Raw genomic sequence first — 20,848 nt, forward strand, 5'->3', positions numbered from 1 at the left:
GGTAGGTATATCCGTACACGACTTTCGTGATCTTTCCGTTCTCCACCTTGGCGGATCGATGCCACGTCTGGACAATGAACTTGTCGGTCGCCTCGACGTCGCCAAACACGATGTGCTCGATGTAGGACTGAGGGGAGAGCTCGATCACGGTGCGGGCGGCTGGCATCCAGCCACCCACCAGACCTGCGGAGCGCTTCTCCTGCTGTTGTTGCCGTTGGCCGGGAACGGGTCGGAGCTCCGGAAAGTGCTGAGACGGTAACCAGGTGCGAGTGGAACCGGCAGCATAGACCGGCGTGACATCGTGGGCTTCCTTGGTGCCGACAAACGTGGTCCATCTGCCGCGGCCCCGCTCTTGTTGCGGCGCAGACCCTTGGGGCGGCGCCGCCGATCGCACCTGGACGGGATCCGGATCATTGCCACCCGCCAAGAGCTTGTCGGCGAGCAGGTCTGGACCGGAGAGGCCGATGTCGTCCATGCTCAGTCCGAGGTGTGGCGGTTCCGCTTCGGCGAAGCCGGCCTCGGTGCTCTTCGGCATGACGCGGGTCGTGCCCGTTGACGACACGAACGTCATGACGCCGTCGCGCGTGCGCAGATCCTCATAGGCCTTCCACGCCCGGTTGTTCTGCTCGAACTCGCAAATCAGTGTGTGGCCCTCGACGCTGACAGGTGCTGATCCACCGCTCGTGTCGCCCGCTGTCGCCTGAGCGGCCGGTGTCACCGGAGTCAAGGCCTTGACCGTTGCCGCCGCCGTCGCCAAATTCTGCAAGAAGCTTCGACGATCCATTGGTCTCTCTCCAGTTTTCGCGCGGCCTGAAGGCCGCGCGCTACGTACGAGGAAATGTGGGCCTAAAAGGCCGCGCCCTACGTATGAGGAAATGTCGAAACTTCACCTCCCGGTCAAGCGAATTGAAGTAATAGGACCATTAGCCCTTTTTCATCCCCTGACGGGCACTCGCGGTCGCCTAAAGAATCTGACAGCGGCGTGTGCCGCGAACACCCGATGATCCATGAGTTCACGGGAGCTCCGCGTGCGCCTGCACGATTTCGAAGGGGGAGGTATGCGACAGAGATCTTCGATCCCGTTCGTTTCCGCGGCCCATCTCGCGGTCAGGTCGACACCCGCGCGACTGTTCGTAGCGGCCGCAGCGTTGGTGGTTGGCGTTGACTCCGGCGGAAGCTTTGAGGCGTCTGAACAGGAGAAGCAGACCAACTACGTCGTCAAGAACCTGCCGTCGCTCGGCGGAACGAACAGCCGGGGCAGCAGCATCAACAACCTGGGTTGGATAGGAGGCTACTCCAACCTGGCGGAGGACACGAGCCGCCATGCCACGCTGTGGCTATACGGATTCGAATTCGATCTTGATACCCTCGGCGGCCCCAACAGCAGCGTGGCTTGGTCGTCGGCGATGAACAACCGGGGGCTGATCGCGGGGATCTCGCAGACGACCACACCCGAGCCGCTTGGACAACGGTTCAGCTGCTGGGTATTTTTCCCAGGGCCTAACAATTTCGGCCCTACCTGTCGTGGAGTCGTCTGGGAATGGGGCGAGATACGGCCGCTTCCGTTGCTCGACGGCGGCTACAACAGCTTTGCCACGGCGGTCAACAATCGTGGCGAGGTGACTGGATGGTCGGAGAACGGCGTCGTGGATCCAGAATGCGACCCGGAATCAACGCAGGTTTTGCAGTTCCGCCCGGTCATTTGGGGCCCTGGCAGAGACCAGATTCGGGAGATGCCGCTCTTCGGCGACGACACCTCAGGGACCGTCAACGCGATCAACGACCGCGGCCAGGCAGTCGGCATCTCGGGTGTCTGCGACCAGGCCGTGGGCAGGCACAGCGCCAAGCACGCGGTGCTCTGGGAGAACGGCACCGTCCGGGATATCGGCAACATCGGAGGTGACTGGTGGAACACGCCGACGGCCATCAACCAGCGGGGCGATATCGTCGGATTCCTCGGCCACCCGGACGATCCCGAGGGCGCACTGCAAGCGTTTCTGTGGACCAAGCATGGAGGCATGCAGCCCCTGGGCGTGCTTCCAGGACAAACGCCGGAGCACGTTCGGAGCGAAGCGTACGGCATCAACGAACGGGGCCAGGTGGTGGGCTTGTCCTGCGATGCGGAGTTCAATTGCCGCGCCTTCTTGTGGGAAGACGGTGTAATGAAAGACCTCACGATGCTGGCGCCTGGCTATGACGGTGTTCTCGTGCATGCTAGGGATATCAATGATCTCGGCATGATCTCGGGCATCGCCTTCGATCCCGACACCGAGGAGAGCGTGGCCTACTGGGCAATCCCCCGCCACCATCGGCGTGGCCACCACGCGACTTCGTCATTCGCATCTGGCCGCAGCCGTGCGACATCGCGTGTCGTCTTGCCGGATGATGTGAAGCGAGAAATGCTGCATCCACTGAGCTCTGGTCACGCGACGCCAGCTCGATAGTGCGTCACCGCCTGTAGTTGCGAGGGGCTTTTAGGCCTGGTTTCAACCACGAAGACACGAAGAGTCCACCACGAAGGACACGAAGAAGACCAATTGATTTGCTTCTTCGTGTCCTTCTTTACTTCGTGTCCTTCGTGTTCTTCGTGGTGAGATCTTCGTGTTCTTCGTCGTTCCGAGTCAGCTGGCGCGAAGGACCTTGTACATCGTGTCGCGCTCGCACGGCTCGAAGCCGGCGGCGGTGATGAGGCGGCGGATTTGGTCGGTCGAGAGGATGAAGGGTGTGTCGGACCCTGCCATGTGATAGATGCGCTCTTCTTGCACTGTGCCGTCGAGATCGTCCGCACCAAACCACAGCGCCGCCTGCGCCACATCGACGCCCGTCGCCACCCAGAACGCCTTGATGTGATCGATGTTGTCGAGAACGAGGCGCGACACTGCATGCGTACGCAGCGTGTCGGCGGCAGTCGGCGCGGGCAGCTTGCGCATGCGGTTGCCGTCCGGATGGAACGCAAGCGGAATGAATGCCTGAAAGCCGTTGGTCTCATCCTGCAAGGCACGAGCACGGAGCATGTGATCCACACGCTCGTCGTACCGCTCGATGTGCCCGTACAGCATGGTTACATTGCTCTTGATCCCGAGCCGATGCGCCACACGGTGGATGCTCAAGTATCGCTCACTGCCACATTTGTCCGAGGCGATCTTCCGTCGCACACGCTCGGCAAAGATCTCGGCGCCCCCGCCCGGCAGCGCTTCCAGACCAGCTTCCATGAGACGCTGGAGCACCTGCTCGTCGGTCATGCCATAGAGATCTGCGAAGAATGCGATTTCGACCGCGGTGAACGCCTTGAGCGTGACATCTGGTCGAATGCGCTTGAAGCCGCGGAGTAGCTCTGTGTAGTAGCTGAACGGCAGGTTCGGGTGCAATCCGTTGACGATGTGAATCTCGGTGATGGGCTGATCGGCGCGCTCGCGCAGCTTGTTCCACGCCTGATCGAGTGACATCGTGTAGGCGTCAGGATTACCTTCCTCGAGTCGGGCAAACGAACAGAACAAACAGGACGCAACGCAGACGTTGGTGGCCTCGAGACGGAGGTTGTGATTGAAATAGGTCCGGCGACCGTGACGACGCTGGCGCGCTCGATTCGCCAGCCATCCAAGCGCAAATAGGTCTCTGCACTCGAACAGCCTGACACCATCCTCCAAACCGAGACGCTCGCCCGCACGCAGCTTGTCGTCGATGTCGTCGATCCCCGCGGCAACAAGGCGGTCGCGCATAGCTCATTTGGATGGTACGTCATTGGAGAGCGGCGCGGCAACCGAGGCAAGAACAGTGGTCAGTGGTCAGTGGTCAGTGGTCAGTGATTCCCGGGCAGGTTTTTACCGTGGTGGCCGAAGGCGCCGGCCAGGGGTCCGGACGGAGGCGAGGCGTCCCTACCGCCCCTCTGGTAGGGCGCGTTCGCCGAACGCGCCGTGCTAGAATCCGTCTGCCAGTCCCGCTTGCCCGGGGAACGTAGGGAAGCTGGGTGAAAGTCCCACACGGTCCCGCCACTGTGAGCGGCGTAGGCTCGTCGCAGGACAACGGTCCCGCCACTGTGCTTCTTGCCCGGCCGAAGCTCGCTGCAAGCGAGCGAAGTCCGGCGGTATGGGAAGGCGCGATGAGCCGATCCCTGGTGCGGCTGTCCCGCATCCGGTGGATCCGCCGCAAGTCAGGAAACCTTGGCCCCGGTCGGCACTCACTCTGCGGACGGCTTTCTCGTCCGCAGTGCTCGGCGCGTGGAGACGCCGACAGGAGGCCAGATGTTCTTCGCGGCTCGCTCGCCTTCGATATCGCTGGTGTTTGCGTGCACGATTGTGGCAACCGCGCCAAGCGTCGTGCACGGTGCAACGTCACAGGCAGCCAACGACACACATCCAAAAGGCGGAAGCGTCCACGGCGGCGTCGTCGATCCGGACAATCGGCCGGTCGGCGGCGTTCGCGTCGTTCTCGACCGCGACGCCGCGCCGAATATCACCGACATGACCGACGCGCGTGGGCATTTTGCCTTCGACGGGCTCGACGCGGGCCACTACGAGCTGCGCGCGTTTGCCGACGGCTTCGCAGCACGACCGGTGTCACTCACGCTCCGCGGCGACGAGACGCGTGAGCTGACGGTCCGACTTCGCATCAGTCCAATCAACGAGTCGATGATCGTGTCGGCCAGCCAGGTCGAGCAGCCGCGCTCGGAGATCGGCGACAGCGTCAGCAGCTTCACCGATCTCGAGCTGCGCGCGCGACAGATCGACAGCGTCGCCGGCGCGCTGCGGCTCGTGCCGGGGGTCACGGTCGCACAGAGCGGCGGTCATGGCAGCGTCACGTCTCTCTTTCCGCGCGGTGGAGAATCGAACTACACGCTGGTGCTCGTCGACGGCGTACGGGTGAACGACTTCGGCGGGGCCTTTGATTTTGCGCACGTCGGCGTCACGGCGGTCGAGCGCCTGGAGGTGGTACGTGGGCCGCAGAGCGCATTGTTCGGCAGCGACGCTATCGGGGGTGTCGTACAGATTGTCACCAAGCGCGGCGGTCCGACGCGCGCGGCCGGAAGCTATGAGCATGGAACCCTCGACACGCGGCGGTTCGCGGCCGACGCGGCCGGCTCCGTAGGCACGTGGCGCTGGGGCGGCGGCGTGGAGCGGCAGTCGAGCGACGGCTTCACCGGCACGGCGCCGGCGACCGGCGAGCGTGTGAGTAACGATGACTACACGCGCACGATGCTGACCGCAAGCGGGAGTTATCACACGCGCCGGGATCAGGTGACGCTCGTGGGACACTGGGGTGAGAACGAGCGCGGCTTTCCGGGACCCTACGGGTCGGATCCGAATGAGACCTATCCCGGCATCGACCGAATCTCGCGCGGCGACAACGACACGTACGGCGCGGCGGTGGCGGCATCGCGGGCCTGGACGCCGGCGCTCAGAACCCGCGGAGAGCTATCGATGAGCGCGCGCGCGAGCGGCTTCGTCAGCCCATTTGGCACTTCCGCTTCGGACAACCGACTCACAAGCGTACGCCTCCAAAGCGACTATGTGATGAGCGCAGATCTGGCGCTCAGCGCCGGCGCGGAGATGCAGCTCGAGCGCGCCGGTAGCTCCTTCATCACCGGCCGCGCCGGTCAGCCAGTGGATGTCGATCGGCGCGAGACGGGTCTCTTCGGCGAGCTTCGCTGGACGACTGGTCCCGTCTCGCTCACCGCGGGCGTTCGCGGTGATCACTTCCATCGCGAACGGCTCGAAGGCAGCAACGACCCGTTCGAGCCGAGGCCAGGCTTTGACACGGACACACTTGTGTCGGTCAATCCCAAGGTTGCGCTCTCGTACCTGGTCCACGCATCGCCGGATGCCTGGACGCGTCTCCGAGGCAGCGCGGGCACCGGGATTCGGCCGCCCGACGCGTTCGAGATTGCGTTTACCGACAACCCGGCCCTGCGACCGGAGCGGAGTCGGAGCGCCGATGTCGGGATCGAGCAAGGTCTCGCCGGCGGGCGCCTCGTCATCGATGCCGCACTGTTCGTCAATCGCTACGACGACCTCATCATTCCGGTGGGCCGCTCGTTCCAAGACGCGAGCCAATTCCGGACCGATAACATCTCGAACGCCCGGGCCCATGGCGTGGAGCTGTCGGTGGCAACACGGCCCTCCGCGGGGTTTTCCGTCCGCGCGGGCTACACATGGCTCGACTCCGCTATCCTCGCGTCCGACGGCTCGAGCGGCGAGGCGCCGTCCCCATTCAACGTCGGTGACCGCCTGCCGCGACGCCCACGGCATCGAGGCTTTCTCGACATGGTGTACTCTGCCGGCCGGGTCGCGGCGTTCGCACGCCTCGATGCTCGGGGTGAATTGCTGGACGTCGACCCCACGAATGGTGCGTTCGGCGGTACCCTGAGCGCGGCCGGCTACGGTGTGTTCGATACGGGCGCAAGTTTCACGCTCTGGCGCGGCGTCGACCTGCTGGGGCGGTTCACGAACCTGTTCGATCGAGAGTACGAAGAGATTCTCGGCTTTCCCGCGCTCGGTCGCAGCTTGACCATGGGCGTGCGTGTCGATATTGGAACACGTTGATGCTGCAAGCTGCAGGCGTCTCATTCGGCTATCGCGAGATTCCCGTGGTCACAGACGTCTCGCTCACGGTCGAGTCTGGTCGCGTGCTCGGACTGCTTGGTCCAAACGGCGCGGGAAAGAGCACGCTCCTCAAGCTGCTCGCGGGCATTCTGAAACCCACCTTTGGCGCGGTCACGCTAGACGGGCTGCCGCTTGCCGCTTACTCGCGACGGCGACTGGCACGCCGGCTCGCGGTGGTGCCGCAAGAAACGCATCCGGCGTTCAGCTTCAGCGTGCTCGAGCTGGCGCTGATGGGTCGCTACCCTCATCTGGATGCATTCGAGCTCGAAGGGCCGGAGGATGTGGCAATGGCGCGCGCGGCGCTCGAGGCGACCGGCACGGCGCACCTGGAGGCGCGCGCATTCGCCACATTGAGTGGTGGTGAGAAGCAGCGCGTTGTGATCGCCAGCGCGCTCGCGCAGTTCGGGAATCAGGAGACGGGAAACAGAAGTCGTGTGGGCGAGCTATTGCTGCTCGATGAGCCGACGTCTTCACTCGATCTGCGCTATCAACTCGAAATTGCCGCCCTTCTGGTGCGTCTGAATCGGGAGCGCGGGACCACCCTCGTCCTGACGACCCACGACCTCGGCTTTGCGGCAAGCGTGTGTCAGGAGCTCTTGTTGCTGCGCGACGGGCGCCTGCTCGCCAGCGGGCCGACGGCCGCGGTTCTCACGCCAGCCAACGTGCGGGCGCTCTATGGCGTCGAAGTGGACGTTCGGTATCACGCAGACGCTGGCCACCTGATGGTAGTGCCGCTTGCCCTGAGCGGACCGTGACGACCGTCGCCTTCTCTCTTCGTCGACGCGCGCTCCTGGTGTACGGGGGGTTCGGTGCGCTGGCCCTCGCCGCGCAGCTCTTCGCTCCACTGATTGGATCGACGTCGATCAGCCTCACGCGCGCCCTGGACGGCTCGGTCCCCTTCGCGAGCAACGTGGATGCTCAGATCTTCTTCATCGCACGCCTGCCGCGGACACTCGCGGCCGGCCTGGTCGGCGCGTCGCTGGCGGGCTCGGGGGTGATGCTGCAGGCGCTGCTCCGAAACCCGCTGGCCGAGCCGTTCACGCTGGGCGTATCCGCCGGCTCCGCGCTGGGCGCCATGTCGGCGATGCTCCTCGCCCCGCCCATCCTGGTGCTCGGAGTGTCCGCGGTGCCGCTGGCAAGCTTTGCTGGAGCGGTGGGCGCGGTGGCCATCGTGTATGCGCTGGCCAGCGCCCGGCACCGCGGCTTCTCGACCGACGTCCTGCTGCTGACCGGCGTCACGCTGAACGCCTTCTTTTCGGCGATCATCCTCTTTCTGCAGTACCGTGCGGACCCGGCCGAGACCGTGCAGACGCTCCGTTGGCTCATGGGAGACCTCGACGTCAGCGGCTATGGGCCGATCGTCGTGGCATTACCGCTCATCGCCGCGGCCTTCGTGATCTTCTTGTGGATGCCGCGAGCGCTGAATCTGCTCACGATGGGATCCGAAAGCGCCGCTGCGCGCGGCGTCGACGTCCTCCGCGTACAACGACTGGCATTCTTCAGCGCGTCGATTGCCACCGGCGCCGCGGTGTCGCTGGCAGGTCCTATAGGATTCGTTGGCATTGTCGTCCCGCACGTCGTTCGGCTATTCGTGGGGTCTGACCATCGGCTGGTGTTGCCAGGCGCTGCGCTCTTCGGTGCGGCGTTTCTCGTCGGCTGCGACCTGGTTGCGCGGACGATCATGGCACCGCTGGAGCTGCCGGTCGGCATCATCACGGCGGTCATCGGTGGCCCCTTCTTTTTATGGCTCCTGTTCAGACGGGCACGATGATGATGCAGGTACGTGCGCAGGCCTTCCGCCTTCGCTAAAGCTTCGGCGGGCCGCCAGCCAGCACTGGCTTGTCGGGTCCCGACGGGACCCGACGGTGGCGGAGGCGGTCAGCCCTGCCAACATCGGTGCCGTACGACGAGCTTACCAGGGACCTCAGTGAGCACAACGTGGTGGTGAATCGTTCTCAGCGCGGTCGGGTGACGGTCGCGGGCCTTCTCCTCGTTGCCTTCATTGCAGCGGTTGCAGGCGGCCTCTGGTGGCTACAAACGAGCAGGCAGCCGGCGCGGCCGGGCCCGTTCTTTGAAGCGAGGCAGGAGGCAAGCCCGCAGTCGAGCTCGACGACCTCGGCTCGGCCGGCGCAGCGAGTGATCTCGCTCGTCCCAGCCGTGACGGAGATGCTGTTTGCGATCGAGGCGGGCCCGCAGGTCGTCGGTGTCAGTAGCTTCGACCACTATCCGGGGGCGGTTCAGCAGCTGCCTCGGGTCGGCGCTCTGGTCGATCCCGACCTCGAGCGTGTCCTCTCGCTCGAGCCCGATCTCGTCGTCACCTACGGCAGTCAGGAACAGTTGCAGCGGCAGCTCCAGCGCGCAGGCATCGACGCCTTGAGCTACCGCCATGGCGGTATTGGCCATGCGCTCGACACGATGCGCCTGTTGGGAGTGCGCACTGGCCACGACGAGGCGGCCATGCGAGCGACAGTCCGGATCAGCACCGCTCTTGCTGCCATTGGTCGGCGAGTCGCGGGCCGTCCGCGGCCGCGCACGCTGCTCGTGATTGCACGGGAGCCCTTCACGCTGCGCGGCATCTATGTCAGCGCCGCCCGGGGCTTCCTCCACGAGCTCCTCACGCTCGCCGGTGGTGACGATGTGATGGGGGACGTTCCGCGAGAGAGCGTTCAAGCCACGACCGAAGCGATCCTCGCGCGTGCCCCTGACGTCATTCTCGAGATTCACGGCGGCCCCAAGCCGGACGCCGCAACCATGGATCGCGAGCGACGCGTCTGGTCGAAACTGTCCGGCATACCGGCCGTGCGCACCGATCGCATTTACCTGCTCTATGACGATGGGCTGGTAGTACCGGGACCGCGCATGCCGTTCGCGGCGGAGCAGTTTGCGCGGGTCCTGCATCCAGGGGCGTTCCGATGAGTCGATCCCGTGTGCTGGTGTCGTGGAGCTCTGGCAAGGACAGCGCGTGGATGCTGCACGTCTTGCGTGAGCAGGGCGGGCTCGAGATTGGCGGGCTGCTCACGACGTTGAACGAAGCCTTCGAGCGGGTCGCGATGCACGGTGTCCGCCGGGTCCTCGTCGAAGCACAGGCCGCCGCGGCCCGCCTGCCACTGCGGCTCGTGCCGCTGCCCTGGCCGTGCACGAATGACATGTACGAGGCGCGCATGAGTGAGGCGCTTCGTGCGGCCGTGGCGGACGGCTTCACGCACGTCGCGTTTGGCGATCTCTTCTTGGAGGATGTCAAGCAGTATCGCGAGCGGCAACTTGCAGGCAGCGGCCTCTCGCCGATCTTTCCACTGTGGGGTCGCGACACCACCGAGTTGGCGCGTGAGATGCTCGACTCTGGGCTTCGCGCGCGGATCGTCTGCCTTGATCCGCGGGCCGTGCCGCGATCGCTCGCGGGCCGAGAGTACGATGACGCATTCCTATCGGCGCTTTCGGATGCGGGGACGATAGACCCATGCGGCGAGCGAGGCGAGTTCCACACCTTCGCCTACGCTGGTCCGATGTTCCACACTGCGGTGCCGCACGCGGTTGGCGAGACCGCCGAACGAGACGGTTTCGTGTTCTCCGATATCATGGCACCCACTACTCAGCGAACGCGGTCTCAACCGGACGCGGAATGAGCCTGAGCGCCCACGCTTCATCGAAGAAGCGCTGCACCGCGGCGCGCCCACGTTCACCGTAGTCGAGCGTCAGATCGTTCACATACATCCCGACGAAGGTGTCCGTGCGCTCGCGATCGAGGCCGCGACCAAACTGTTCCGCATACGCGATGGCTTCCGTGCGGTGGTCGAGCGCGTACGCAATGCTGTCACGCAGCAGCTTGGATACGCGGAGCATGTTGTCAGGACCGAGATCGCGACGAATGACGTTGCATCCGAGCGGCAGCGGCAAGCCGGCGGTCTTCTCTCTCCACCAGGCACCGAGATCGATGAGCTGACGCAAGCCGGCCTCCTCGTAGGTCAGCTGTCCCTCGTGGATGAGCAGACCGGCGTCCACCTTGCCATCGCGAACCGCTTCTAGAATCTGGTCGAAAGGTAGCACGCGATGCCTCAAGCCAGGTTGATACATCTGGAGGACCAGCCAGGCAGAAGTGCGCATGCCGGGAATCGCGACTTCCAAATCGTCCAACCGAGACGCTGCCTCCGCGCGAGTCACGACCATCGGTCCGTAGCCATCGCCCATACTGGCGCCATGCGGTAGCAACGCATACCGATCGCCAAGATAGGCGTAGGCATGAAAGGACACCGCGGTCACCTCGTAGCGTCCCTCGAGCGCCGCCTGATTCAATGATTCGATATCGGCAAGGACCTGGGTGACCTCGAGATCACCGGTATCAATCGCACCGGACGCGAGGCCGTAGAACATAAAAGCATCATCGGAATCAGGGCTATGTGCCACGGTTATCTTCATTGGGCTATTTTCTCATGAGTGGCCGTTCATCTTCGTCGCAACACCCGCTCGTAGATGCGCATGACATCCCGCCGTGAGACCACGCCAACAGGCATCGCGTCGGTCTCGCTGCGTACGACGACGAGCGCGTCGGAATCGGATTCGCTCAGCCGCGTGAGGGCCGTGACCAATCGGTCGGAGACCAGGATATTCGCCTCACTGGCGCGCGTCATGATGGCATCCAGCGACGCCGGACGCTTCTCTGCAACCGCGGCGGCCGAGAGCTGGTCCATGCTGACGACGCCGATGACACGGTGCTCGGCGTCGACCACTGGTAGCGCCGGTGCGCGTGCCTGCACCGCCACCGACAGGGCGCTCAGCACGCTCGTGCTGGGCGCCACAGCGGGCAAGTTCTTGCGCATCGCCTGCTCGACCGTGAATGCGTGCACGCGCTCGAGCTCCTGCCCGGCGTAATACGCGATGTTCTGCTGGCGAAGCTTGAGCGTGTAGATGGACTCGCCCACCAGACGGCGCGTCACGACAATGGCGACCACGGTCGCCAGCATGGAGGGCAGGATGATGCGGTAGTCGTCGGTCATCTCGAAGAGCAGGATGATCGCGGTGAGCGGCGCCAGCGCGGTGCCGCCGACGACCGCACCAATCCCCACGAGCGCGTATGCGCCGCTCCCGGCGGTGACCGTTGGAAACACCAAGTGGACCAGCCAGCCAAAGGCGCCACCCAGCACGGCGCCGATGTACATCGACGGGCCGAACACGCCTCCCGAACCGCCCGAGGCGAGCGTGAGTGACGTCGAGACGATCTTGAGCGGGACCAGGAGCGCGAGCAGCCACGCCGGGCCGAGCGTGCCCCATGTCGCACCCTGGATGGTCTCGCTACCGGTCCCGAAGATATCCGGCGCGAAGCGGCCAACGATCCCTACCATCAAGCCGCCAAGAGCGGGCTTCGACCACGCTGGCAGCTCCCATCGATCGAAGCGTTCCTCGAGCGCGTACAGCGTCCGAATGAAGCCGGTCGCGGCGAGCCCGGCCAACAGTCCCAGCAGGGCGTAGAACAGCATCTCCACATCGCTGACGACGTCGTACCGCGGAACGACGAACGAGGGATAGTTGCCGAACAGGCTGCGCGAGACCACCGTGGCACTGATGGATGACAGAATGACAGCGCCAAACGCCGGGGTCAGCTCGCCGGTGATGACCTCGAGCGCGAAAATGGCGCCGCCGATCGGTGCGTTGAACACCGCCGCGAGGCCGCCCGCGGCGCCGCAGGCCACGAACGTGCGCATGCGCTCCGCGGGAATACCGAGGCGATGGCCAAGCGCGGAGGCCAGCGAGGCGCCAATCTGCACCATCGGGCCTTCTTGGCCGGCCGATCCGCCCGAGCCAATCGAGATCGCCGAGGCCGCCGTCTTGACGACAGCGACGCGGCCCTGAATACGACCACCACGCGTCGCAACCGCCGTCATGACTTCAGGCACACCGTGCCCGCGTGCTTCCGGTGCAAACCGAGCGATCAAGGGGCCAACAATGAGCCCACCGAGCGCGGGAAGGAGTACGACGGCAGACGGGCCGAGCGCGCCAAGGCGTCCTGCCAAGGAATCGAAGAACAGGTGGTGGACGCCCCGCAAGGAGTACATGAACGCAGCCGAGCCCAGGCCTGCGAGGATCCCGACACCGATGGCCGCGAGGAGCAGATAGTTCTCCTCGGCCACGCGTGACAATCCCGTCAGCCGCAGGAAGGCGACCTGTACGCGCCGGCGCCACTGCCGCAGCCGGGCTCTCACCGTCATCGCTCGTCCTCCGCCTCGTTCGCGCCTTTCGTTCCCGTCACGCCAGCGGGACCGGAGAGGACGATGAAGTGACGCGTATCGCGCCGACGGACCGTCACCAGGTGTTGTCCGCCCTCGGCGAGCGCCCGAGCGAGGTCCGCTGCAGTCATGACCGGTTGCTTGTCGACCATTTCAACGATGTCGCCGGTCTCGAGCCCTGCGGTTGCAGCGTCGCTGCCCGGCAGCACGCGCACGGCCACGCCGACGGTTTCCGTGACGTCAACGCCCGCGTCATCATGCAAGAAAGTCCATGGCACCTGAAGATCCGCGATTTTGATCTCCACAGCATTCTCGTCGGACCCCGCACGCAGGAGTGTGAGACTGGCTGCGGCCGGCAGCGCATTGGCGACCGCCTCGGCTCGGTCGAGCGTCGCGTCGCCGACTCTGACCCCTTGCAGCACATCACCCGGCTGCAAACCTGCCTCGGCGGCCGGCGAGCCCGGGTCCACGTGAACGACGACGATGCGCCCCAGGGGAAACAGGGGCCGGAGCGCTTCGTCGATGGTTTGAAGGTCGGCACCAATCCAGGGATGACGATGCGAGCCGCCCTCGCCGAGGGCATCGAGGATCTCGTGAAGCAGCTCGACATCGAGTGGCTGTGCTTCGTCGACGCCGGAGGCGATGAAGCTCACCAGACCGCCGTCCAGGTCGACGACCGTGGCACCTGCCGGCACGCGATCTTGCCGAAGCCGTGTCCCGAGCTGCCATGCCGTGCCGGGCGCGGCAATGACGCGTGTGGAGGCCGTTCCCCCAGTCGGCTGAATCGCCAGAAACGGCCCCAGCTCGTCCGGGTCTTGGCGGGCCAACGCCACTCCCGCAACGTCGAACGGCTCGTTCGGCGTGAGCAGGAGCACGCCGTGCACGAGGTCGCGTCCTCGGACGGTGGCGCGCGCGACCCTGCCGTCGAGCGTTTGCACGGTCCAGCGCTCGCTCCCGCTCGTCGCGCCGACGAGCACGCCAAGGCTTTGTGCCAAGACAACGCCGCCGCTGGGCGCTCCGCTTGCGGGCGTCGCCAGAACCAGCGACGGCCGCAGCCCCTCCGCGAGGTGCGCGATGAACTCCGCTTGGTAAACGAGCGGCGTCTTGTCCAGTCCGCGCCGCGTCTCCGGAGCTTCGATGTTGAACGACTTGGCCGGCAGTGTAGGGAGCAGTGGCGGCGTATTGCGGGTCTGGCGCAGCACGTCGACGCCAATGACGATCAACGCACCAAGAGCCAACAGCCCCAGCAGCAGGCGCGTCCGGCGTGACATGTGACTAAGGGTATCGCGGTTGCATGGCGTGTGGAGCGCTGGATATGCTCGGGCGATGTCGCGGCTCTCCTTTCAGCGCGTCACGCGAGAGACCCGTCTGCTCGCCACCACGCTCGTCGTGTCGATTGTCGTGCTGTTCCTCCTGGCGCGCTTCCGGTATCCAGCGCCGGAACCGACCGGCGATGCCACTACACAACCGCTCGCTCGGCTGGCCGCCACCGCCTCCTACGAGGAGCTGGCCAACGCCATCGAGCGGCTCGGGCCGCGCGCCCTCCCGTTGCTCGTCACGCTGCGCGTCGATCCGGGTGAGACGCGCGACGATTTCGAGCCGTTCGCCTGGCGCGCACCAGCAGTCGATCTGCCCCGCTTCGTGCCTGCGCTGCGCGTTCGTGACGATCGTGCGATCGCCGTTCTGCCGCCGGGCGCACGCGTCCAGGGCATGATTGGCTCACGCGAGGTGCCAACCATCGTGAGCACCGACGCCATCCGGGGCGTGGTTCTACTCGAGGTAGCCAAGCAGTCTGCTGCCGTCATTTCGGTGTGGGACAGCGGCGCGCCGCTCGACACACCCCGGTATGTGGCAGCGGCGGAGGGCACGCGCGGTGGCCCGACACTGAGGCCGCTGTTCTTGGGGCGTACGGACCCCGTTCGCGACCTGCGGTGGAACACCGCCCTGCTGGCGCTGGGTGGAGCGGGCGCGGCGCCGATCGGCTCGTTCGTCTTCGCCCTCGACGGGCGCTTGGCCGGTGCGATCGTCGACACTGAAGGGGGTGCGGCGATTCTTCCCGCGGACGCGCTGATGCGCGTCTCGGATCAGCTGGCGGAGGGCGGTTCCCTCACGACAGGCGACCTCGGCCTGACAGCGCAAGTACTGACACCGGCGCTGGCGATGGCGACCGGCGCACGGTCCGGCGTCGTGATCGCGTTCGTCGATCCGACCGGCCCCACGGCCAAGACCGTTCGGGTTGGCGATGTGGTGTGGGCTATTCGGGGGGAGACCGTTTACTCGGCAGACGGCTTCGGCACGCGGGTCGCACGCATGCGGCCCGGGACGCCCGTCAAGCTCTCGCTGATGCGGGGAGGTCGGAAATTGGAGGTCGACGCGACGGTTCGCGCGCACGAAGGCGGAGCCTCCGCCGCCGCCCCAGCCGGTCTCGGTCTCGTGATGCGTCAAGCCGACGGGCTCGGTGCTGAGGTCATGCGCGTGCTCCCACGCAGTGCTGCCGCGTACGCAGGGCTCGCGCCAGGCGATCTCATCACCCAGATGGACAGCGAATCTGTGCCCACGCCAAGTACCGTCCAACGTCTCTACGGGCAGGCCAAGCCCGGGCGCTTACTCATCGTCGGCGTCGAGCGCCGCGGAAAGTTCATGGTGCTGGCACTCGCAAAGTAGTGGCCAGTGGCCACTGACCACTGAATATGCGTCGCCCCTTCGAAGAATCGCGTGAAATCGGTGGCGCCGACCCAATCGACGTCGGCATCGTGGCGCGCAGGCAGCCGCTGCGGGCGCTGCTCTCGGGGCTGTTGCGCCGGCGCGGCGCATTGGGACTGGCACCGGCCATCGCGCCAGCGGTCGTGTTCGTGCCGCTCGGTGTGGTGCTGGGGCCGGCGTTCCTGGGCCTGCTGTCGCGCAACGTGCTGGTTCACCTCGACGTGGTCGTCTCGGTCGGCCTCGCGGCACTTGGTGTCTTCGTCGGAACGGCGCTCAAGCTGCCGTCGGCGCGCGACCGAGCGCTGCTGGTTGCCGGATGTATCGAGTCATTCATCACGATTGGATTCGTGGCCGCGGCGCTCTGGTTTCTCCTCGTGCAGTGGGGGATGCCTCTTCTCTTGCCGCCGGCGCTGGTCGCGTTGACGCTGGGCATCTGTGCGGCAGCCTCGTCTGCCGGATCGGTGGAGAGCTCCTCCGACGAGAAGCATCGCACGGCGACGCGCATCGCGGACCTCGATGATGCCCTGCCCATCCTGATCGGTGGCGTCGCAATCGCCCTGGTCGCTTCGACGGGGGCCGCACCTGTCAAAGACGCGTTGATGTCGGCCGGGCGCACCGCTCTCGCGGGCCTGGCGATTGCGGTAGCTGGTTGGTTGCTCTTCGAGCGGGCGCACAGCAATACCGAGCGCGGCGTCTTCATTGTCGGCACACTGGTCCTGCTCGGCGGGAGCGCAGCATCCCTGTCGGGGTCGCCGCTCTTGGCAGGCATGGCCGCCGGATTGTTCTGGACCTGGATGCCAGGGCGTGCCGAGCAGATGGTCCGCGAGAGCCTGCGCAAGTTCCAGCATCCGCTCATCGTTTTGATGCTCCTGGTCGCCGGAGCGAGCTGCCGATTGACCATGGCGGCCATCTGGCTCTTCGCACCGCTGGTGCTCTTCCGGCTCGCGGGCAAGCTCGCTGGCGGCTGGGTAGCCGCGCGGTTGCGGGAGGAGGTCACACCGGGGGATCTGGGCACGTATCTGATCGCGCCTGGCTTGCTTGGCATTGCCTTTGCCCTCAACGTTCACCAGATGGGTGGAGCCGTGGGCGGAACCGATATCATCACCGCCACGTCGGCCGCGGCGCTGGCCAGTGAGGCGCTCGCGATTGTGCTGGTACCCACGAAGAGCGAAAGGCCGGACGCTCCAATTCGCACGGAGACGACGCCCGCATGAACCGGCTGCTTGCACTGCTAATCGTGTCGTCGGTCACGTACCTGATCACGAATCGGGTACTGCCGGCGCAGATGGCTGCCCGAGGCACGGCCCTCGCGCTCGGCTTCACGCTCATCGCCGCCGCGCTCGCCGGTGAAATCTTCGGGCGCCTGCGGCTGCCGCGCATCACGGGCTATCTGCTCTTCGGCATCCTCTGCGGGCCCTATCTCGGCGAGGTCATCAACAGTGCGATGGCCCGGGAGCTGCAGGTCGTCAACGGTGTCGCCGTGGCGCTCATCGCGTTCGTCGCCGGTACCGAACTCAACCTCCACCGCCTGCGCCCCAAGCTCCAGGCGATGCTCAAGATGGGCGGCGTGACCATCCTCGTCATGTGGACCGGTCTCTGGGTGGCGTATTGGGCGGCATGGCCGTGGCTTCCGCTCGTTCCCGAAGCGGACACGCTACAGCGCCTTGCGCTCTCCGCGCTCTTGAGCACGGTGACTGTGACCTTCTCGCCAACCGTGACGATCGCGGTCATTGCCGAGGGTCGCGCTCGCGGGCCACTTGCCGAGCTCGTTCTTGCCGTGGTCATCCTCGGTGACCTGATGCTCATCCTGCTCTTCACACTGTCTTCCGAGGCCGTGAGGTGGTCACTAGGTGGAACGCCCGCCGTCGGAGCCGGGCTCGTCTCGGGGCTGGCGTGGGAGATCTTTGGCTCGCTCGCGTTCGGCGCGCTGGTCGGATCCGTCTTCGCGTTGTATCTACGATGGGTAGGCCATGAGCTGACGGTCGTGCTGCTCGCCGTGTGCGTTCTACTCAGTCAGCTTGGCTCGGCACTGCATTTCGCGCCGTTGCTCGCGGCGCTGGCGACCGGCTTGGTGGTCGAAAACATCGCACCGCCCCAGGGAGATGCGCTTCGGGACGCCATAGAGCGCGGCGCCCTTCCGGTACTCGTCATCTTCTTTGCTGCCGCGGGGGCAAACCTGCAACTGGCCGCGCTCGCGCAAATCGGTTATCTGGCGATTGCGGTTTCGCTGCTCCGTCTCGTCTGCATCCGTGGGGGCACCACCCTGGGCTGCCGCGTCGCTGGCCTCGAGTCACCACAAGCACGGATGGTTTGGATGGGCCTCGTGTCGCAGGCGGGGGTCACACTCGGCCTTGCCGTCCTCGTAGCCTCGGAATTCCCTGGTTGGGGCGATCGGTTGGCCACTCTTACCGTGGCGCTCATCGCGCTGCACGAGATAGTGGGACCAATTCTCTTCCGCTCGGCCTTGGCATGTGCCGGGGAGCTCGGGAAGATGGATGAAGAGCGTGAGGGGCCGGATGTCCTCGACGACGTTCACGAAGCTGGGGCACGAGCTTGAAAATGGGGTCAGAGGAAAGGTCCAGATGGACGAGGTGGGGGAAGAATATAGGGTAAACAGCTCTTGCAACTTTGCCAGTATTCCCGTAGCTTATAAAAGTCCATTGGTGAGCAAAGCGACGTGCGACGTGTCGCCGAGTCGCGCTCGAAGAGCATGATCAAAGCTTGTAGATCGGCATCGTGCACGTGCGCCATGCTTGCGTCGCTCGGCCTGAATACTGCCGCTGCGGCCCAACCGGCCAGCGCGGCGCATCCCTCATCGCGCAGCGGCGAATCGAAGACGACGCCCGCCGCCCGGCCAGACGACGGCGGTGACCAGCGCCCTCAGGATCAGCAGTCCACGACCGCGGCCGCCAGCCGACCAGCGGGGCATGGCCCTTCCTGGCTGAGCCCGCTTCTGTCGCAAGTCAATCAGGCAGGTGACGGCTGGACACCCCGAGCGGGGCGAATTGTGAGCGGCGGTGGGTTGGCCTTGGGTCAGGCATACACGAAATCGATCTTCGAAGGCCGTGCCCGGGCCCAGGCCGAGATGCTCTTCTCGGTGAAGGGCTACCTGCAAGGCGAGCTGAGCCTGAGCTCTCGTCCGCTGGGTGCCGGTGGCCTGACGCTAGGAGGACGTCTTCGGTACTCGGATCTTCCTCAGGAGGATTTCTTCGGCTTCGGCCAAGCCTCGTCGGCGTCGATGCACACGAGCTATTCACATCGGATGACCGACGTCAGCCTGGTCGCAGCGTTGGCGCCACGACCCTGGCTGCAGATCGAGGGAACCGCCGGTTTCCTGAATCATGACCTCAGCCGAGGCCGCCAACCGGGCCTGCCGTCCATCGAGGAGCGCTTCACCGACGAGGCTGTTCCTGGGCTGGTCGGCACCACGCAGTTCATGCAGACCGGCGTGGCCGCCGTCGTGGACCTTCGAGACGTCGCCGAGGCGCCGCGGCACGGCGGGTGGTATAGAGCGTCGTTGACCCACTACGAGGGAATTGGTGGTAGCGGCGCGAGGTTCGCCAGCTTCGACGCGGATCTGCGGCAGTTCATCGCCATTCCGGGGACCACCAGACACGTGCTCGCGCTGCACGGCCAGGTCATGTCGACGGCGGGCGGCACGGACGCAGAGATACCATTTTTCATGATGCCGCGATTGGGGGGGAAATCCTTACGCGGATACGAGGTCTCGCGTTACACCGATCGCCATCTGCTGGCGTTTTCGGTCGAGCACCGGTGGGACGTCCATCCCAAGCTTCAGCTCGTGGGGTTCTTGGATGTCGGACAGGTGGCGCCCGCCTTGGGTGCCTTCGGGCTCGAGCGCTTCCGAAGCTCGGTCGGCACGGGCGTACGGTATCGCGTGGGAGGTCACGCTGCCGTTCGCCTCGATTTTGCAACGGGACGCGACGGCTCGCGCTGGCATCTGGGATTCGGGCCGTCCTTCTGACGCCGCGCCGAGGCGTCCGTCACGGCGCGCTCGGCGAGCGCGCGCTACCTTTCACTGCTCACGCTCGCGGCGCTCCCGCTCCTCTTTCTTCTTCTTCTCCGCAGCCCTCTTCTTCGCCCAGCTGGTGATGGCGATACCGACGTTCGAGAGGTTGGCTGCCGGGGAGCGGAACTCGCGCGGTGTCACGAGATCCAGGAACTCGCTGTGAGTCATAGCGCCGTATGGGGCTGGCGTGGTGGTGGACTCACCTTCGTTGAAGAGCCGAATTCGCGGAGCGACGCCATACACCTGAATATAGGCGCGGAGCCGCTGGCCGTCGAAGGTCTCGCGGGCGGTGGGGTTTCGTTCGAGGTCGCGCCTGATCCGCCCCAATGACAGGCCGAGCTGGTCCACGTCGAGCGAGAGAGGTTGAGAATCGTTACGGGTACTGCGAGGTGCTGGCGCACCGTTCGAGCCGGACGACGAGGGATCCGGCTCCTGCTGTGCTTGCGAGACCGTGACCGGAACTACCGCTAGCACAGCTGCCAAACCGAGCGCGAAGGGTCGCATAATCGGTTAGACGCTCGGCGGCGCCTCGTGGATGAAGGTTACACGGAAAACGACGTTCCGCAGCCACAGCTCGCCTTGGCGTTTGGATTCTCGACCACGAACCCCTTGCTGAGCAGGCTCGTATCGTAGTCGAGGACCGTGCCGGCCAGGAAACGGAGGCTCCTCGGATCGACGAAGACGCGCGTGTCGTGTGGCCCTTCGTACACTTCATCATCGGGCCGCGGCGCCTCTTCCCAAGCGAAGATGTAGCTCAACCCTGAGCAGCCGCCGGCCTTCACACCGACCCGCAGGGCGCCGTGCAACATTCCCTGTTTCTCGAGGAGCTTACGAATTTGCCTGCCTGCGTTCTCGCTGATCGCTATCATGCTGGTCGTCCAAGTTCGTCCGGCGGGGCCTTCGAGCCTGCGCGAACGACGGTAGTTGTTCCGCAGACTGTTTGGCTCTCCCGTAAACCTCTAAGTAGAATTGTACCTCAGGTGTCGACCAATGAGCACTGAAGAGGGACCGAAAAGCGCCTACGAGCTTGCAATGGCACGGTTGCGGAAGAAAGATGCCGAGGCAGGCATGGACGACCGACCGCTGAGCGAGGCTCAGCGCGCCTCGATTCTCGATATCCGCCAGTTCTATGGCGCCAAAACAGCTGAGCTCGAGATTCTTCATCAATCAGCGCTTGCGCGCGTCTGGGAGTCCTCGGAACGGGCGCGACTCGACGAAGAGTACCGGCGCGACATCCAGCGGCTCCGCGACGAGCGCGACGGGAAGATCGCGAAGATCCGAGAGAGCGACTGACGACA

The 20,848-nt window shown here is 65.2% G+C and carries 18 protein-coding genes and 1 riboswitch; of the genes, 11 read left to right on the forward strand and 7 right to left on the reverse strand.

Annotated elements, in window-relative coordinates; all coding sequences use genetic code 11:
* On the reverse strand, window positions 1-784 hold a 784-nt coding region (locus GEV06_02040), incomplete at its 3' end, for a Tat pathway signal protein (protein ID MPZ16685.1).
* Between the two features lie 223 nt (window positions 785-1,007).
* On the opposite strand from GEV06_02040, the gene GEV06_02045 reads away from it, so the two are divergent.
* The gene (locus tag GEV06_02045; GenBank protein MPZ16686.1) at window positions 1,008-2,444 is read left to right on the forward strand and encodes a hypothetical protein; all 1,437 of its coding nucleotides are present in this window, start codon (window positions 1,008-1,010) and stop codon (window positions 2,442-2,444) included.
* Window positions 2,445-2,621: 177 nt separating this feature from the next.
* Here the strand turns inward: GEV06_02045 and mqnE are convergent, their stop codons facing one another.
* Window positions 2,622-3,719 carry an aminofutalosine synthase MqnE gene (gene mqnE, locus GEV06_02050; protein ID MPZ16687.1) on the reverse strand — a complete coding sequence of 366 codons (1,098 nt, stop codon included), beginning with the start codon at window positions 3,717-3,719 and terminating at the stop codon, window positions 2,622-2,624.
* 196 nt (window positions 3,720-3,915) lie between these two features.
* Window positions 3,916-4,180, forward strand: a riboswitch (cobalamin riboswitch).
* 61 nt (window positions 4,181-4,241) lie between these two features.
* Between mqnE and GEV06_02055 the strand changes: the two genes are divergently transcribed.
* The 5 genes from GEV06_02055 to GEV06_02075 all read left to right on the forward strand — a co-directional run bounded on the left by GEV06_02055 (window position 4,242) and on the right by GEV06_02075 (window position 10,222).
* Window positions 4,242-6,539: a TonB-dependent receptor gene (locus GEV06_02055; protein MPZ16688.1), complete on the forward strand. Its 2,298-nt coding sequence runs from the start codon at window positions 4,242-4,244 to the stop codon at window positions 6,537-6,539.
* Complete coding sequence (locus GEV06_02060) at window positions 6,539-7,354, forward strand: ATP-binding cassette domain-containing protein (protein MPZ16689.1); 816 nt, start codon at window positions 6,539-6,541, stop codon at window positions 7,352-7,354. Before GEV06_02055 ends, GEV06_02060 begins: the two co-directional genes overlap by 1 nt.
* The gene (locus GEV06_02065) at window positions 7,183-8,370 is read left to right on the forward strand and encodes an iron chelate uptake ABC transporter family permease subunit (protein ID MPZ16690.1); all 1,188 of its coding nucleotides are present in this window, start codon (window positions 7,183-7,185) and stop codon (window positions 8,368-8,370) included. Before GEV06_02060 ends, GEV06_02065 begins: the two co-directional genes overlap by 172 nt.
* A gap of 170 nt (window positions 8,371-8,540) precedes the next feature.
* Complete coding sequence (locus GEV06_02070; GenBank protein ID MPZ16691.1) at window positions 8,541-9,515, forward strand: ABC transporter substrate-binding protein; 975 nt, start codon at window positions 8,541-8,543, stop codon at window positions 9,513-9,515.
* The gene (locus GEV06_02075; GenBank protein MPZ16692.1) at window positions 9,512-10,222 is read left to right on the forward strand and encodes an ATP-binding protein; all 711 of its coding nucleotides are present in this window, start codon (window positions 9,512-9,514) and stop codon (window positions 10,220-10,222) included. Before GEV06_02070 ends, GEV06_02075 begins: the two co-directional genes overlap by 4 nt.
* Here the strand turns inward: GEV06_02075 and GEV06_02080 are convergent.
* Genes GEV06_02080 through GEV06_02090 form a run of 3 tightly spaced genes read right to left on the reverse strand, consistent with a single transcriptional unit; the run spans window position 10,185 to window position 14,088 of the window.
* Window positions 10,185-11,012 (reverse strand): ABC transporter substrate-binding protein, encoded by an 828-nt coding sequence (locus tag GEV06_02080; GenBank protein MPZ16693.1) that lies wholly within the window; start codon window positions 11,010-11,012, stop codon window positions 10,185-10,187. The two genes, GEV06_02075 and GEV06_02080, sit on opposite strands and share 38 nt — an antisense overlap.
* Window positions 11,013-11,038: 26 nt before the next feature.
* Window positions 11,039-12,799 (reverse strand): CBS domain-containing protein, encoded by a 1,761-nt coding sequence (locus tag GEV06_02085; protein MPZ16694.1) that lies wholly within the window; start codon window positions 12,797-12,799, stop codon window positions 11,039-11,041.
* Window positions 12,796-14,088 (reverse strand): hypothetical protein, encoded by a 1,293-nt coding sequence (locus GEV06_02090; GenBank protein ID MPZ16695.1) that lies wholly within the window; start codon window positions 14,086-14,088, stop codon window positions 12,796-12,798. Before GEV06_02090 ends, GEV06_02085 begins: the two co-directional genes overlap by 4 nt.
* A 55-nt stretch (window positions 14,089-14,143) precedes the next feature.
* On the opposite strand from GEV06_02090, the gene GEV06_02095 reads away from it, so the two are divergent.
* The 4 genes from GEV06_02095 to GEV06_02110 all read left to right on the forward strand — a co-directional run bounded on the left by GEV06_02095 (window position 14,144) and on the right by GEV06_02110 (window position 19,505).
* On the forward strand, window positions 14,144-15,481 hold the full coding sequence (locus GEV06_02095; protein MPZ16696.1) for a PDZ domain-containing protein: 1,338 nt from the start codon (window positions 14,144-14,146) through the stop codon (window positions 15,479-15,481).
* 26 nt (window positions 15,482-15,507) lie between these two features.
* The gene (locus GEV06_02100; GenBank protein MPZ16697.1) at window positions 15,508-16,734 is read left to right on the forward strand and encodes a hypothetical protein; all 1,227 of its coding nucleotides are present in this window, start codon (window positions 15,508-15,510) and stop codon (window positions 16,732-16,734) included.
* Window positions 16,731-18,077 carry a transporter gene (locus GEV06_02105; GenBank protein ID MPZ16698.1) on the forward strand — a complete coding sequence of 449 codons (1,347 nt, stop codon included), beginning with the start codon at window positions 16,731-16,733 and terminating at the stop codon, window positions 18,075-18,077. The genes GEV06_02100 and GEV06_02105 overlap by 4 nt, the downstream gene beginning before the upstream one ends.
* A 153-nt stretch (window positions 18,078-18,230) precedes the next feature.
* On the forward strand, window positions 18,231-19,505 hold the full coding sequence (locus GEV06_02110; protein ID MPZ16699.1) for a BamA/TamA family outer membrane protein: 1,275 nt from the start codon (window positions 18,231-18,233) through the stop codon (window positions 19,503-19,505).
* Between the two features lie 51 nt (window positions 19,506-19,556).
* Here GEV06_02110 and GEV06_02115 read toward each other — a convergent pair whose 3' ends face one another.
* Window positions 19,557-20,054: a hypothetical protein gene (locus GEV06_02115; GenBank protein ID MPZ16700.1), complete on the reverse strand. Its 498-nt coding sequence runs from the start codon at window positions 20,052-20,054 to the stop codon at window positions 19,557-19,559.
* A 38-nt stretch (window positions 20,055-20,092) separates the two neighbouring features.
* Window positions 20,093-20,419, reverse strand: coding sequence for an iron-sulfur cluster assembly accessory protein (locus GEV06_02120; GenBank protein MPZ16701.1), 327 nt, complete (start codon window positions 20,417-20,419; stop codon window positions 20,093-20,095).
* 121 nt (window positions 20,420-20,540) lie between these two features.
* Between GEV06_02120 and GEV06_02125 the strand changes: the two genes are divergently transcribed.
* Window positions 20,541-20,843 carry a hypothetical protein gene (locus tag GEV06_02125; protein MPZ16702.1) on the forward strand — a complete coding sequence of 101 codons (303 nt, stop codon included), beginning with the start codon at window positions 20,541-20,543 and terminating at the stop codon, window positions 20,841-20,843.
* Window positions 20,844-20,848: the final 5 nt, after the last annotated feature.

The sequence above is a fragment of the Luteitalea sp. genome (assembly GCA_009377605.1).
Taxonomy (GTDB): Bacteria; Acidobacteriota; Vicinamibacteria; order Vicinamibacterales; family Vicinamibacteraceae; genus WHTT01.